Source organism: Humidesulfovibrio sp. (assembly GCF_031082295.1).
Lineage (GTDB): Bacteria > Desulfobacterota > Desulfovibrionia > Desulfovibrionales > Desulfovibrionaceae > Humidesulfovibrio.
On sequence record NZ_JAVHLD010000002.1, the window covers coordinates 145,346 to 159,762 of the forward strand.

The 14,417-nt window shown below is 64.4% G+C and carries 14 protein-coding genes; 3 read left to right on the forward strand and 11 right to left on the reverse strand.

Going from position 1 to position 14,417, the window contains the following annotated elements:
• Window positions 1–62: 62 nt before the first annotated feature.
• On the forward strand, window positions 63–983 hold the full coding sequence (locus RDU24_RS02030) for a LysR family transcriptional regulator ArgP (RefSeq protein WP_308734054.1): 921 nt from the start codon (window positions 63–65) through the stop codon (window positions 981–983).
• Window positions 984–1,052: 69 nt separating this feature from the next.
• On the opposite strand, the gene ahcY is transcribed toward RDU24_RS02030, so the two are convergent.
• Both ahcY and RDU24_RS02040 read right to left on the reverse strand, forming a co-directional pair.
• Window positions 1,053–2,471 carry an adenosylhomocysteinase gene (ahcY, locus tag RDU24_RS02035; protein ID WP_308734055.1) on the reverse strand — a complete coding sequence of 473 codons (1,419 nt, stop codon included), beginning with the start codon at window positions 2,469–2,471 and terminating at the stop codon, window positions 1,053–1,055.
• Window positions 2,472–2,521: 50 nt separating this feature from the next.
• Window positions 2,522–3,451, reverse strand: coding sequence for an ArsR/SmtB family transcription factor (locus tag RDU24_RS02040; protein WP_308734056.1), 930 nt, complete (start codon window positions 3,449–3,451; stop codon window positions 2,522–2,524).
• Window positions 3,452–3,658: 207 nt separating this feature from the next.
• Between RDU24_RS02040 and RDU24_RS02045 the strand changes: the two genes are divergently transcribed.
• On the forward strand, window positions 3,659–5,575 hold the full coding sequence (locus RDU24_RS02045) for a methyl-accepting chemotaxis protein (RefSeq protein ID WP_308734057.1): 1,917 nt from the start codon (window positions 3,659–3,661) through the stop codon (window positions 5,573–5,575).
• Between the two features lie 80 nt (window positions 5,576–5,655).
• Here RDU24_RS02045 and recJ read toward each other — a convergent pair whose 3' ends face one another.
• From recJ to mtaB, 7 genes are read right to left on the reverse strand one after another with little or no spacing between them, the layout of a single operon-like run.
• Window positions 5,656–7,437, reverse strand: a complete 1,782-nt coding sequence (recJ, locus tag RDU24_RS02050) for a single-stranded-DNA-specific exonuclease RecJ (protein WP_308734058.1) — start codon at window positions 7,435–7,437, stop codon at window positions 5,656–5,658.
• Window positions 7,438–7,445: 8 nt separating this feature from the next.
• Window positions 7,446–8,171 (reverse strand): orotidine-5'-phosphate decarboxylase, encoded by a 726-nt coding sequence (pyrF, locus tag RDU24_RS02055; protein WP_308734059.1) that lies wholly within the window; start codon window positions 8,169–8,171, stop codon window positions 7,446–7,448.
• On the reverse strand, window positions 8,171–8,824 hold the full coding sequence (gmk, locus tag RDU24_RS02060; RefSeq protein ID WP_308734060.1) for a guanylate kinase: 654 nt from the start codon (window positions 8,822–8,824) through the stop codon (window positions 8,171–8,173). The genes pyrF and gmk overlap by 1 nt, the downstream gene beginning before the upstream one ends.
• Window positions 8,825–9,115, reverse strand: a complete 291-nt coding sequence (locus RDU24_RS02065; RefSeq protein WP_308734061.1) for a DUF370 domain-containing protein — start codon at window positions 9,113–9,115, stop codon at window positions 8,825–8,827. It abuts the gene before it with no gap.
• 7 nt (window positions 9,116–9,122) lie between these two features.
• Entirely contained in the window at window positions 9,123–10,004 is an 882-nt protein-coding gene (locus RDU24_RS02070; protein ID WP_308734062.1) for a YicC/YloC family endoribonuclease, read from the reverse strand.
• Window positions 9,995–10,588 (reverse strand): DUF4416 family protein, encoded by a 594-nt coding sequence (locus RDU24_RS02075; RefSeq protein ID WP_308734063.1) that lies wholly within the window; start codon window positions 10,586–10,588, stop codon window positions 9,995–9,997. The genes RDU24_RS02070 and RDU24_RS02075 overlap by 10 nt, the downstream gene beginning before the upstream one ends.
• Window positions 10,585–11,880 (reverse strand): tRNA (N(6)-L-threonylcarbamoyladenosine(37)-C(2))-methylthiotransferase MtaB, encoded by a 1,296-nt coding sequence (gene mtaB, locus RDU24_RS02080; protein ID WP_308734064.1) that lies wholly within the window; start codon window positions 11,878–11,880, stop codon window positions 10,585–10,587. Before mtaB ends, RDU24_RS02075 begins: the two co-directional genes overlap by 4 nt.
• 75 nt (window positions 11,881–11,955) lie before the next feature.
• Here mtaB and RDU24_RS02085 point away from each other — a divergent pair, with 75 nt between their 5' ends.
• Entirely contained in the window at window positions 11,956–12,489 is a 534-nt protein-coding gene (locus RDU24_RS02085) for a tetratricopeptide repeat protein (RefSeq protein WP_308734065.1), read from the forward strand.
• A gap of 37 nt (window positions 12,490–12,526) precedes the next feature.
• On the opposite strand, the gene RDU24_RS02090 is transcribed toward RDU24_RS02085, so the two are convergent.
• Window positions 12,527–13,576 (reverse strand): tRNA methyl transferase PRC-barrel domain-containing protein, encoded by a 1,050-nt coding sequence (locus RDU24_RS02090; RefSeq protein ID WP_308734066.1) that lies wholly within the window; start codon window positions 13,574–13,576, stop codon window positions 12,527–12,529.
• A complete protein-coding gene (locus RDU24_RS02095) occupies window positions 13,573–14,349 on the reverse strand; it encodes a glycosyltransferase family 2 protein (protein ID WP_308734067.1) in 777 nt (258 codons plus the stop codon). The genes RDU24_RS02090 and RDU24_RS02095 overlap by 4 nt, the downstream gene beginning before the upstream one ends.
• Window positions 14,350–14,417 lie beyond the last annotated feature (68 nt).

Sequence of the window (14,417 nt, forward strand, 5' to 3'; positions counted from 1 at the left end):
GCCAAGCACAACAAGTACAATTAATTCTTTTCAAATGTCATTCATTATGCTAATATATACTCATGATCGAAGCCAAACACCTGGAAACGCTAACGGCCGTCATTGAAGAAGGCGGCTTTGAGCGAGCGGCACGGCGGCTCAACATCACGCAATCAGCGGTATCCCAGCGCATCCGGCAAATGGAGGAGGCGACAGGGCAGCCTGTGCTTACACGCACGCAACCTCCACGCCCCACAGGGCCAGGTCGAGCCTTGCTCCGCCATGCGCGCCGTGTGACTCTGCTGGAGGCCGAACTTGAGGCGGAGATGGAGAGGTTGTGCGCTTCGTCGGAACACGCAGACGCAAACGGTCAGCCCTGGCAGCCCTTGGCCCTTGCCGTCAACGCCGACACGTTGGCCACATGGCTGGCCGATGCCGTGTTACCGGTGCTTGCCTCGGAGCGGATAGCGCTTGATCTTCGCGTGGACGACCAGGAAAAGACGCTGGAACTCTTGCGAAACGGCGAGGTGTCTGGGTGCATCAGCGCGCGAAAGACTCCGCCGCAGGGCTGCCGGGCAGAGTTCCTGGGGCATATGACCTACCATTGCGCCTGCAGCCCAGCCTTTGCCCAACGCTGGTTTGCGGACGGCCTTTCTCTCAAGGCCGCGTGGAAGGCACCGGCAGTGGTCTTCAACCGCGACGACAATGTGCATGACAGCTACTTGGCCATGGTCCTGGGCGTGAGCCCGGAAAACGCGCCGCGCCATCACGTGCCCGACTCCGAGCGGTTTGTCGACTTTGTGCTCGGAAGCGCCGGATACGGACTCATTCCACATCTTCAAGCCAAGCCGCACTTCGCCACCGGTTCGCTCGTCGATTTGTCGCCTGTCACCATGCCGGTGCCGCTCTACTGGCACTGCTGGAACATCCCTTCAAGGCTCCTGGCGCGCATGGGCAAGGCGCTGAAGGCCGAGGCTCGGAAACAGCTGCTGCCAGCGCCATGAAAAAGGCCGGAGCAGGTCGCCCTGCCCCGGCCTTTTGCCGATCTATCTGTCTTGCTTCGCCCGTCTCGCCTAGTAGCGGTAGTGGTCGGGCTTGAAGGGGCCGTCCACGGACACGCCGAGGTAGTCGGCCTGGGCCTTGGAGAGCTTGTCGAGCTGCACGCCCAGGCGCTCCAGGTGCAGGCGCGCGACCTCTTCGTCCAGCTTCTTGGGCAGGATCATGACCTTAGGCTCGTACTTGTTGGCGGCCAGGTCGAGCTGAGCCAGCACCTGGTTGGTGAAGGAGTTGCTCATGACGAAGCTGGGGTGGCCGGTGGCGCAGCCCAGGTTCACCAGACGGCCTTCCGCCAGGACAATGAGGGATTTGCCGCTGGGCAGGGTCCACTTGTCCACCTGGGGCTTGATCTCAAGCTTCGTGCACTTGGGATTGTTCTCCAGGAAGCTCATCTCGATCTCGGAATCAAAGTGGCCGATGTTGCAGAGGATGGCCTCGTCCTTCATCTTGAGCATGTGCTTGGAATTGACCACATGGTAGTTGCCGGTGGCGGTGATGAAGATGTCGCCAAGCTCGCAGGCCTTGTCCATGGGCAGGACTTCATAGCCTTCCATGGCCGCCTGGAGCGCGCAGATGGGGTCGATCTCGGTGACGATGACGCGGGAGCCGAAGCCGCGCATGGACTGGGCGCAGCCCTTGCCCACGTCGCCGTAGCCGACAACCACGCTGATCTTGCCGGCGATCATGACGTCGGTGGCGCGCTTGATGCCGTCAGCCAGGGACTCGCGGCAGCCGTACAAGTTGTCGAACTTGCTCTTGGTCACGGAGTCGTTGACGTTGATGGCCGGGAACAGCAACTCGCCCTTCTTGGCCATCTCGTACAGACGATGCACGCCGGTGGTGGTTTCCTCGCTCACGCCGCGCACCTTGGCCGCGATCTTGGTCCACTTCTTGGGATCGGACTTGTAGCCGTGGGCCAGGCGGTCCATGATGATCTGGAATTCCTTATTGTCCACCTTCTTCTTGAGCAGCGCGGGCTGCTTCTCGCATTTCACGCCCTGATGAATCATGAGGGTGGCGTCGCCGCCGTCGTCCACGATGAGGTCCGGGCCGGAACCGTCAGGCCAGGTGAGGGCCTGCTCGGTGCACCACCAGTACTCCTCCAGGCTCTCGCCCTTCCAGGCGAAGACCTTGGCGGTCTTGGCCTTGGCGATGGCGGCGGCGGCATGGTCCTGGGTGCTGAAGATGTTGCAGGAGGCCCAGCGCAGGTCCGCGCCCAGGGCGGCCAACGTCTCAATGAGCATGGCGGTCTGGATGGTCATGTGCAGGCTGCCCATGATCTTCAGGCCCTTCAGGGGCTTCTTCTTGCCATATTTCTTGCGCAGCGCCATGAGCCCGGGCATCTCGTTCTCGGAAAGCTGCAGCTCCTTGCGGCCCCAATCGGCCAGGGACATGTCGGCAACGCGGTAGTTCATCTTCAGGTCAAGTTCCATCATTTCGCTATCCTCCGAAAGTGTTTACGAAAAAGGTTTAACCAGGGCAGTTGCTATGGTCTCGCCGCCTCGGCGAGAAGCACGTTGAGCCCCTGGTTGACTGGGTACAGTTCCACCGGACCGGGCACAAAACCGGCCTCCTCAAACCATGCGCGCAATTGCTGCTGATCCAGGCCGAGACGCGCATCGCCGTATTGCACGCGCATGGCCTCGTTCTCGTGGCGGTCAAAATCGGCGATGATGAGACGCCCGCCGGGACACAGCACGCGGCGCGCCTCCGAAAGCGCGGCCACGGGGTCCGGCAGGTGGTGCAAGACCATGGAAAGCACGGCGGCGTGGGCCTCGCCTTCGCGCAAGGGCAAGTGCGTCAAATCGCCCAGTCGCAAGCTGACCCCGGCCTGACCGCTCTGCGAGGCCTTGCCGTTCAGGCGCTGCCCAGCCAGCTCCAGCATGCGCTGCGAGTTGTCCACGCCGATGACCAGACAGGCGCGCTCGCTCAGGCGCTCCAAAAGCTCGCCCGGGCCGCACCCGAGGTCGGCAACGGCTGCGCCCTCCGGCACTCGTTCGGCGATGATTCCAGGCAGATCCAGCTCGCCCAGGACCTCGCGCGAAAGGTCGCGCCAGCGCCCGGCCACGGCGTCGAAGAACCGGCGCGTGGCCTGTACGCGTTCACGCACAGCGGCGTCGGCTCGTGCGGCGTCGGTAACGAATTCAGGCGTATCCATAAATTCGGCGGAGGTGTCGAGCAGCGTCCTCCCCGGATCGCTGGAGGCCGCGCGGTAAAAGGCCCAAAGCCCTTCGCGGCGGCAGTCAACCAACCCGGCCTCGTCCAGTATCTTAAGGTGCCTGGAGATGCGCGGTTGGCCCATGCCCATGACCGCCACCAGCTCTCCCACGTTGAGCTCATGGCGGCGAAGGATGCCGACGAGCCGCAGTCGGGTTTCATCGGCCAGGGCTTTGTGTATGCGCAAGAGGTCGGTCATTGGTCTCCATCATTATATCAATATATCTTGATAAAGAGTTCTTACGACTCGGTCACCTCTTCGTCAAGCACTTTTTCGTCGAAGGCTGGCTAAATTCTATTCAATGGCACTCAGTGCCAACCTATTGTATTGATAGACTCCATTGCGCCAGCCTATAGCTCGTGTTATGGCGCAGGCAATCATCATCCTCATACCCTGGAGATTCAGATGAAGAACCTGCGCTTGTCCATGAAGTTAGGACTTGGTTTCGGGTCCGTTCTCGTGCTGACCGCCCTGATCGCATTGCTCGCCTGGCAAGGCTACTCCGAAGCGATTGACCGCATGGACAAGTCTGATGCCATGTCCGACATAATAAAGTCGGTACTGGAAATCAGGCGTCAGGAAAAGAATTTCCAGATTCGGCATGACGTGAAGAGCGTCGAGGAAGTCGGCAAGAATGTCGAAGCCATCCAGGCCAAGGCCAAGGTCTACAAGGATCGCTTTTCAGACACTGCAAACAAGGAACAAATGGACCACGTTCTCAAGGCCACCCTCGGATACGCCGCTGCTTTCAAGGGTTTTATCGATAGCTATGAGCAGCGGCTGAACACGCAGAAGACGATGGGGGCCTCAGCGCTGAAGGCCATGCATAAGGCCGAAGAGCTGAACAAGGACCAGAGCGCGGAAATGACTCGGGGCATCCGCTCCAAGTCCAACGCCCAGACCCTGGAACGTCTCCTGCTTAACACAAACGATGCGGGCAAACTTGAAGCCCAATTATGCCTCATGCGCCTCACAGTCATGTACTACATCCAGACCACTGATCCGGCGTACGCCCAGAAGGCCCTGGAAATCGGACAGGGCGTTCTCAACCAAGGTGCAGCCCTCAAGGCGCGCCTGGTTAAGCAGGAGAACATAGCTCTTGCCACCCAGATACTGGCCGAAACGTCTGAGTACATGAACAATATCAACGCATATTCCAAACTTATTGCTAACCAGAAGGCAATGGAACAGCAGTTGATTGCCAGCGCACGTGACATGCAGAAGGTGTGCGAGATGGCGCGAGAGGATCAAAAAAGCAAGATGTTCAGCGGGATCGCGCGCTCGCGCGTCCTGCTCGCAAGCGGCGCCCTCCTGGCCCTGCTGCTTGGCACGGTGTTCGCGCTGTTCATCACCCGGGGCATTACCGGGCCGGTGCGCAAGGGGCTGATTTTCGCCAAAGAGCTTGCCGAGGGCAACCTCGCGGCGCACATCGAGGTTAACCAGAAGGACGAGATCGGGGCATTGGCCGCTGCGCTCACGAACATGGCTGGTCACCTGCGCGATGTTGTCCTCCAGGTCAATTCTTCAGCCGAGGCAGTGGCTTCCGGATCAGAAGAGCTGGCAGCGTCAAGCGAGTCCCTCTCTCAAGGTGCGACGGAACAGGCGGCCAGCGTGGAGGAGATATCCTCCAGCATCGAGGAGATGGCCTCAAACATCCGTCAGAACGCTGATAACGCTCAGCAGACTGAGGTCATGGCCAAGAAGAGCTCAGAAGATGCCCGCGAGGGCGGTGCTGCGGTTGACCAAACCCTGAATGCAATGCGAGAGATCGTTGAAAAGATTGGCTTCATCGAGGAGATCGCTCGGCAGACAAACCTGTTGGCCCTGAACGCCGCCATCGAGGCTGCTCGCGCGGGCGAACACGGCAAGGGCTTTGCCGTGGTTGCGGCGGAAGTGCGCAAGCTGGCCGAGCGTAGCGGGGCTGCGGCCAACGAGATCGGCCAGCTTTCCAACAGAAGCCTTGTGGTGGCCGAGAAGGCTGGCCAGATGTTGGGCAAGATCGTGCCGGACATCGAGCGCACCAGCGAACTGGTGCAGGAGATCAGCGCGGCCTGCAACGAACAGCATAACGGCGCGACCCTGATGAACAAGGCCATCCAGCAGCTCGATCATGTAATCCAACAAAACGCCTCGGCCTCTGAAGAAACGGCCAGCACCAGCGAGGAGTTGGCGGCCCAAGCGCAACGTATGCAACGCGTGATGCAGTTCTTCAAGCTCGACGGCGGCCCGAGTCGCTCAAAGCCGCTCGCGCTGGAGGCCGCGACAGCCAATCCTGAATCGAGCGTGGACAAGTTGGAGGACGACGGCTTCCAGAAATTCTAGCCGACGGCTCAAACGAATGAACGAAAAAGGCCCCGGGGCGGATGCTCCGGGGCCGATTGTTTTCAAAGGGGCACGAAACTCTACCCGTCCCAGTCCTTCACCTGCAACTCTATCTTCGGGATGCCGTCGAAGCGGTCGATCCTCGGCGTGAAGGCGAAGCGCATGAGCTTGCCCTGCACCGCGCTGGTGAGTTCCGCCGCCTTGCGCCAGACCTTGGCCGGAAGCAGCAAGCCGGGGCGGTCCCCTCTGCTTTCCGGCGTCCCCTGCTCAGCCAGCCCGAGCTTCACATGGTCCTTGCCGAATACCCGGTAGGTCTTCACCAGCACCGGCGGCGACACGAACAGCGGCTCCGGGTTGCCCATGCCGAAGGGCTGCAGCATCTCCAGCTCCTTCAACAATGTAAAGGAGATATCGCCGAAGCCCAATTCCCGGTCCAGCTTCAGCGAGGGCCGCAGCGGCACAGGGCCGAGCGCGGCCTCAACGGCCAGGTGGAAGCCCTCGCGCAGGGCATCAAGGTTCTGAAGCGCCATGGACAGCCCCGCCGCCTGCTTGTGCCCGCCGAAGCCCAGAAACAGATGCTCCAACCCGCTCAGCCCTTCGTGCAGGTCGAACTCCGCCACGCTGCGGCCCGAGCCCTTCCAGTGCGCGTCCTCGCCTTCGCCTTCGCGGCACAGCATGAGGACAGGCTTGTAGCAGCGCTCCACCACGCGCGAGGCCACGATGCCGATGACGCCCGCGTGCCAATCCTCGCCCGCCAGCACAAGACCGAGACGGTCCTTCTGCTCCTCGGCCTGGGCCAGCGCCTGTTCCAGAATCTCCTGCTCCGAGCTGCGGCGTTTGGCGTTCAGCCCGTCGAGCTTGCTCGCCAGCGGGTTGGCCGTGTCCATGTCCGGCGCCAGCAGCATCGTCAGCGCGATCTGAGGATCGGCCATGCGCCCTGCGGCGTTGATGCGCGGGGCCAGGCCGAAGCCGATCTGTCCCGCCCCAAGTTCCGCCAGACGGTCATAGCCGCTGTACACCTTGAGCGAGGCGATGCCGGGGCGCCTGGCCTCCTTGATGAGCAGCAGCCCGTTCTTGACCAGGATGCGGTTCTGGGCGGTGAGGTGCACCACGTCGGCCACGGTGCCCAGGGCCACAAGGTCCAGAAACTGGCGCATGTCCACGGGCTCGCCCGGAAGCAGTCGGTTGAGCGCCGCCATGAGAAAGAAGGCCACGCCCACGCCCGCCAGGTCACACAGGCCCGTGCAGTTGCCTTGGCAAATTTTCCCCTGGCACAACTGTGGGTTGCAGATGGCGGCTGCGGCGGGGAGTTCGTCCGGCGGCAGGTGGTGGTCGCTGACGACGACAGTCAGGCCGAGCTCATTGGCGCGCGCCACCTCGGCAACGGAGCTGATGCCGCAGTCCACCGTCAGCAACAGCTGCACGCCCTCGGCAGCCAGGCGCTCGATGCTTGGAATGCTCAGGCCGTAGCCGTGTTCCTTGCGGTTGGGCAGGAAGTGGCGCACCTGGCCAGAGCCGTCCAGGGGCGCGACCTCCGGCCCGAGGCGCTTGTGCAGAAAGTCCTTCACCAGCGCGGTAGAGGTGATGCCGTCCACGTCGTAGTCGCCCCAAACGCAGAACGTGGCGCCCTGGGTGATTTCGCGGGCGAGCACCGCGACCGCCTGCGTCAGGCCGGGAATGGTCTCAGGCGGGAGCAGATGGCGCAGGCCGGGCGAGAGGAAGCGGTCCATGTCCTGCGCAGAGGTGTAGCCACGGCGCCACAGCACCTCGGCAATGACTCGGGTGATGCCGAGTTCCTCGGCAAGCGTTCCGATGGAGTCCGGCACGGGCGCGTCGGACAGGAGTTTCCAGTTGCAGGGCATGTGAGGCCCTATGCCTGGGCCATGCGACGCAATATGTCGCGAGCGCTCTGGGCCGGATCAACAGCGCGGGTGATGGGGCGTCCCACCACCAGATAATCCGAACCGGCGGCCACGGCGGCCTCCGGGGTCATGACGCGGCGCTGGTCGTCGCCCTGCGCTGAGGTCGTCGCCGACGGATCGGGAATGCGAATGCCCGGCGTGAGGCACAGGAAGTCAGGCCCGCACTCGGCCTTGATGCGCGCCGCCTCCTGGCCGGAGCAGACCACGCCGTCCAGGCCCGCAGCACGCGAGGCCTTGGCCAGTTCCAGCACCACGGCGGCGGGTTCCCGGCCGTTCAGCACTGGCAGCGAGGGATCCATCATGCTCGTGAGCACGGTGACGGCGAACAGCAGCGGCTTGGCGGCAAGCGCCATTTCAGCGGCGGCTTCGTCGCGCGCGGCAACAGCCACGCGGGCCATGTCCACCCCGCCACAGGCGTGGATGTTCAGCATGTCCGCGCCGGACTTGACGCACGAGCGCACCGCCCCGCGCACGGTGTTGGGGATGTCCAGAAACTTGAGATCCACGAACACCTTGAAGCCCAGAGCCTTGAGCTCCCGCACGATGCCCGGCCCCTCGGCCACGAACAGCTCCAGGCCGACCTTCATCCAGGGCGCGACGCCCTGGACCTTCGCGGCCATGGCCACGGCCTCGGCCTGGGTCTGAAAATCAAGGGCGACGACAAGCTGGGCCATTACTTCGCCTCCCACTGGGCCAGCAGCGCGTCGAGCAGGCCGGGCCGGTTGATGGTGCGGGTGCGGCCAGCCACGTAAATGGCGCGCAGCTCGTCCGCGGCGGTGTCCAGGTCGTCGTTGACGATGAGGTAGTCGAACTGCCCGGACTGGCTGAGCTCGCCCAGGGCGTTGCCCAGGCGCTTGGCTATGGCTTCCTCGGAGTCGGTGCCGCGCCCGCGCAGACGGCGCTCCAGTTCCTGCCTCGACGGCGGCTGGATGAACACGAACAGCCCCTGCGGGAACACCTTCTTGACCTGTAACGCGCCCTGCACGTCGATGTCGAAGAGCACATCGCGCCCGCTGGCGAGGTGTTCCTCCACCGGGGCCTTGGGCGTGCCGTAGAGGTTGCCGTGAACCTCAGCCCACTCGGCGAAGTACCCAGCGTCGCGACGGGAGAGGAACTCCTCGCGAGTGAGGAAGTGGTAGTCCACGCCGTCCTTTTCCTGGCCGCGCGGAGCGCGCGTCGTGCAGGAGATGGAGTAGGCGAAGTGCGGAAACTCCGCGCGCAGGCGCTCCACCAGGGTGCTCTTTCCCGCGCCGGAGGGCGCGGAGATCACCAGGCACAGGCCCAGTCGCGGCGTGTTCTCGATGCTGCTTGCGCTTGTGGCGACCACTTAATCCTCCTCGCGGCGGGAGCTGGCGTCCTCGGCCTGGAAACGCTGACCAATGGTCTCGGCCTGGATTGCCGACAGAATGACATGGTTGGAATCCGTGACCACGATGGCGCGCGTCTTGCGGCCCTGGGTGGCGTCGATGAGCCGGTTGTCCTGGCGCGCATCTTCACGGAGCCTGCGCATGGGCGCGCTGGCGGGGTCGACAATGGCGACGACGCGAGAGGCCACGACGAAGTTGCCGAAGCCAAGGTTCACCAACCGCTGGCGATGTTTCTGCGCGGTCTTGTCCATACCCCACCTACTCCAGATTCTGCACCTGTTCGCGGCATTTCTCCAACTCCACCTTGAACTCCACGGTCAGACGGCTCAGCTCCACGTCCTGGGCCTTGTTGCCGCAGGTGTTGATCTCACGGAAGGCCTCCTGGATGAGGAAGTCCAGTCGCTTGCCCGCCTCGCCGTCCGACGACACGGCTTCTTCCAGGCGATCCAGGTGCGCTGCGAGCCGGGTAATCTCCTCGCTCACGTCCAGGCGGTCGGCCAGCACGGCAACTTCCTGCGCCAGCCGCTCCTCGGTGAAGGTCATGCCCGCCTGGGCCACCAGGGCGTTCAGACGCTCCGCCGTGGCGGCCTGCTTGTCCTTCAGCACCACGGGCACGCGCTCGCCGACTGCGGCCGCAAGGACGCGCAGCCGGGCAAAGCGTTCCTTAAGGTCGCGGGCCAGCTCCTCGCCCTCAACACGGCGGGAGCTGTTCCAATCCTGCAGCGCCTTCTTGAGCCCCTGCTCCAGGCTGGCCGCAAGGCCGGGGTCAGGCTCGACGGAATCGTCGCGCCAGAGGTGCGAGGCCGAAATGAGGCGGTTCAAGTCCGGCGTGAACTCGACCTTCTGGATGGCGGCCAAGGCCCGCAACTGGTCGAGCATTGCTCCGGCCTGGGCGGTGTTCAGGCTGACGCCCAAAAGCGCGGCCGAGCGCGTCTCCACGCTCAGGGAAACGTCCACGCGTCCGCGCGCGGCGTTCTTGCGCAGGATCTTCTCGAAGCGCGTCTCCAGGCTGCGCAGCACGGAAGGCATGCGCCATTTCATGTCGAGGAAGCGGTTGTTGACGCTCCTGATCTCCCAGACATGGCTGAAGTCGTCGGCAATAGTCTCATGTCGGCCAAAGCCGGTCATGCTCACAGGCATTCGTTTGCTCCTTCGGGCGCGGACTCGTCCGCTGCCTCTACGGTTGTTTTGTACAGCGCGCGCAGTTCCGTCAAGCGCCGTTTCATGTCCTCGGTGGCATAATCCGGGAAGGTCCAAGGCAAGACGACCCAGCCCGACTTTTTGTTGTAGATCATGGTCAGGTCGGCCCAGATGCCCCGCCCCAGGTACACCCGGTGCGTGAAATTCTTGCCCGAGGCCAGCACGAGGCGCTCCAGGGTGATGAGGCCGGGATCGAGGTTCACCCGGCGCGCACCATTGGGAGCGTTGTTCGCGGGACGGGCGTGGGCGCGCTCGTCGTCGTTGGTGGCCAGCTTTACGGCCACAAGACCATCCAGGGGCACCAAACGCGCAAACCCAAGAATGCGCCTGGCCAGGGGAACGCCAAGCTCCTCGTCGTAGTAGGCCGTGTGGTCGAAGAGCAGCGGCGGCGATTCATAGTCGATCGGACCATAGCGCTTCAGGAGCTCCGAGCGGTACCCCGGCCAGGAGATTTCCCACCAGTCGCTTGCTGCCAGCACCGAGAGCACCAGCTTGCCGGGGGTTGGCTCGCGCGGGATGCTCACGCCGGCTCCCCCACGGCTTCGCCCACAAGGCGGCCATCCTCAACGCCTTCAGGACGCATGCGCACCAGGCTGCCGGGCCGCAGCCCCTGTCCCCGAACCTGGCATTGCGCGTAATACTCGCACACGCCGTTGCCCTCGCCAGTCTCCACCAGCACGGTCAGCTCCGGCAGCTCGGCCAAGGACTTGAGGAAGGCGCGCTTGCGGGACTCGGCGAGGCCGCGCAGCCGTGCGGCGCGTGCCGTGCGTTCGGCCTTGGGCAGGGCGTCGGGCCAGTCGGCGGCGGGAGTGCCGGGCCTGGGCGAATAGGGGAACACGTGGGCATAGGTGAGGGGAAGCTCGCGGCAGAAGGCGTAGGAATTCTCGTACTGGGCCTCGGTCTCGCCGGGAAAACCGGTGAGCAGGTCCGCGCCGAGTCCCAGGCGAGGCCAGAAGCGCTTAAGCTGCGCCAGGAACTCCAGCACCTGCTCAGGCCGGTAGTGGCCGCGCCCCATCCGCCGCAACACCTCGGAATCACAGCTTTGCAACGACAGGTGCAGATGCGGAGCCACAAGCCGGGACGTGCCTAAGACCTCCAGCGCCTTGGCGCCGAGCTGCCCCGGCTCGACGGAACTCAGGCGCAGGCGCGCGCGGCCCGCCCACTGCGGCGAAAGCTCATGCTCGATGCGCGCCAGCAGGTCCCAAAAATCCAGCGGGCTCGGCAAGTCGCGGCCGAACTGGCGCAGGTTCACGCCGGAGAGCACAAGCTCCCGGTACCCAGAGTCAAGCAGGCGACGCATTTCCGAGAGGACTTCGTCCGGTTCGCGGCTGACGCTCGCCCCACGGGTGAGCGGAACGATGCAGTAGGTGCAGCCGTGGGAACAGCCGTCCTGCACCTTGACCACGGCCCGGGCGCGATTGAACGCGCCGATCTGGAAAGGCGGAAAGGGACGTGGCTGCGGCAGAGGCTCAGTGGCGTGGGGCTCAAGCGGCCAGTGCAGAAGGTCGGTCTTGCGGTCCTGGGGCACCACAACGTCCACCTCGGGCATGGCGGACAATTCCTCGCGCAGCACCTGGGCCGCGCACCCCGTGACCACGATGCGCGCGCCGGGGTTCGTTTTCCGCAGGCGGCGCACCAGGGCGCGCAGATCACTCACCGCGCGGCTGGTGACGGCGCAGGAGTTCACCAGCAGCACCTGTGCCTCATCCGGCACGGCGGCTTCCACAAGTCCCTGGGCGCGCCAGGACTCTGTCAGCGCCTCGGACTCGTACTGATTGATCTTGCAACCAAGCGTGGATACGTGAAATTTCTGCATGGCCCCAATCTTTTCGTGGAATATTTTCAGCTTCCGGGTCACAATGTAACTCGCTCAACCAACCGGAGACAACGCATGCGCCACATCAACCTCGCCACCGCACTCGCCTTGTGCGCCTGCGCAATGCTGCACCTTTCCGGCTGCGCTGGCGGCACAAACGGCTGGCTCATCCTGACCGACGCCGACCAGCGCCGGGCCATCGAGCGCTACAGGACGGCGCTCGCCAAAGAGCCGGACGACTGGATGCTCCAGAAGCGCCTGGGCCTGGCCTACTTCGACCTCAAGGACTACGCCCTTGCCGAGCACAGCCTTGAACGGGCACAGGCGATCAATCCCGGCGAACCGGAGAGCCTCTTGTACCTGGGCCTGTCGCGCATTGGCAAGGGCGAGCGAGAGACCGGGCTGGACCAGCTTGCCACTTTCCGCTGGCCCTTCAAGTTCTATCACCAGCAGTTCGTGCAGGAGGAGGCCAATCGTTTGCGCAAGCACCCGGAAGAGCCGTCCGAACAGGTCATCAAGGACATCCTGGAGGCCCTGAAGAAAGGCAAGCGCGAACAGTGGGAAATGGAGAGCGACACACCAAGCGGCAGGCGGCCAAACTGGTATTAGGCCTTCGCGCAGCTCAGTCCGCGACCTGTCCGGCCTCTTACGATCCGGCCACCACCGACCCGGCCAGCACAACGCCGGCGGAATCGTAAACCGCGGCCACCTGTCCCGGCGCGGGCTTCAGCTGCGGGTCGAAATACTGCACGACCAGGGAGAGCGCGCCAGGACTTGTCCCGGAAACCTCCACCCGTGCGGGCCGGGCCGACTCGCGGTAGCGCGTCTGCACCTGCACCTCGGTCGGCCAGTGCCGCGGCTCCACCAGCAGGTTGACCTCCGTCGCCAGGAAGGACCGTGCCTGCAGCGCCTCTCGCGGGGCCACCACCAGCACGTTGCGGTGCAGATCCTTATCAAGCACGTAAAGCGGCTCGCGCCAGGCGATGCCCAGCCCACGCCGCTGGCCGATGGTGGTGCGCCAAAGCCCCTGGTGCCTGCCGACCACGGTTCCGTCGGGCAATTCCACCGTCCCGCCCTCCGGAAGCCTGGCGCAACGCCCGGACAGGAAAGCCCGGTAGTCGTCTCCAGGCACGAAGCATATCTCCTGGCTCTCCTCCGGCAGAGGTGACGTGCAATTCCGGCGCTCCAACTCCGCCCGGGCCTCCGACTTCAGGCGAAGGGCCAGGGGAAACACGGCCCGCGACAGCCGCTCACGCGGCACCAGGGACAGGAAGTAGCTCTGGTCCTTGGCCGGGTCCACCCCACGCGCAAGCGCCCAACCGTAGACATCGTGCGTACCGCAGGCCGCGAAATGCCCGGTGGCGAGGCTGTCCGCGCCAAGCTCCAGGGCTCTGTCCAGCACCAGCCCGAACTTGAGGTGCGCGTTGCAGCGCGCGCAGGGGTTGGGCGTGCGCCCGGTCAGATATTCCTCGGCAAAGGGGGCGGCCACAAGGGCCTCGAACTCCGCCCGCAGGTCGAGCAGGTGCAGGGGAACGCCGAGCCGCGCGCAGGCCTCGGCCAGGCCTTTCGCCGCGGCATCGTCGATGTTGGGCAGGAAGAACCCGTGCAATGCCATGACCTCGTGACCGGCATCGCGCAGGGCCAGCAGCGCGGCCAGGCTGTCGCCGCCACCGCTCACGGCAACGGCGATGGTCAAGGCTTCGGCCCCCAGTCCTCGCGCTCGGTGGCGCGCACATACTTGAGGAAGGCGTAGAAGGCGCCGTGCACGGCGTTGATGTACCCTGCGCGGCCGTCCAGAATGCCGAGCTTCAGCAGGTACAGCTTGGCGAAACGCGCCAGGCCGTGGATGGTCCCGGCCAGCACGCCGCCGGGGCGGCCCTTGGCCTTGAGCGCATCCGCACCCTGCTGGGCGTAGGAGTTGATCTTGTCCAGGTGCTCCCGGAAATTGCGGTAGGGATAGTGGATGATGTCGCCGTCGAGCCTGCCGGTGTCGCCCAAGGGGTGAAAGCTGTAGTGCGCCCCGCTTACGTGGACCTCCATGCGCGAGGGCCGGAACAGGCGCAGCAACCGGTCCGGGTACCAGCCGCTGTGGCGCATGAACCGGTCGAAATAAAACGACGAGCGCGGCATCCAATACCCCGCGAGGTCTTCCTCGCGAGTCACGGCGGCGCGGATGCTCGCGGCCAGCTCGTCGGTGAGGTACTCGTCCTGATCCAGGCTGACCACCCAGTCCACTGCCGGTACCAGAGACTTGATGTGCTCCAGCGCGTAGCGGAACTGTGGCCCCGGCCCCTCCCAACGGCGCTCCAGCACCACCGCCCCGGCGGCGCGGGCGATGTCGCAGGTGGCGTCCGTGCTGAGCGAGTCCACCACGATGATCTGGTCGCAGAAGGATAGGCTGGCCAGGCAGCGCGCCAGCAGGCGTTCGCCGTTGTAGGTCAGGATGAGTCCGAGGGTGCGTGGGGCCATGCGCGGGCTTGTACGACGCGCGCACTCGGGGGTCAAGTTGCGGTGCGCTCTGCTGCGCGTGTCCAGGC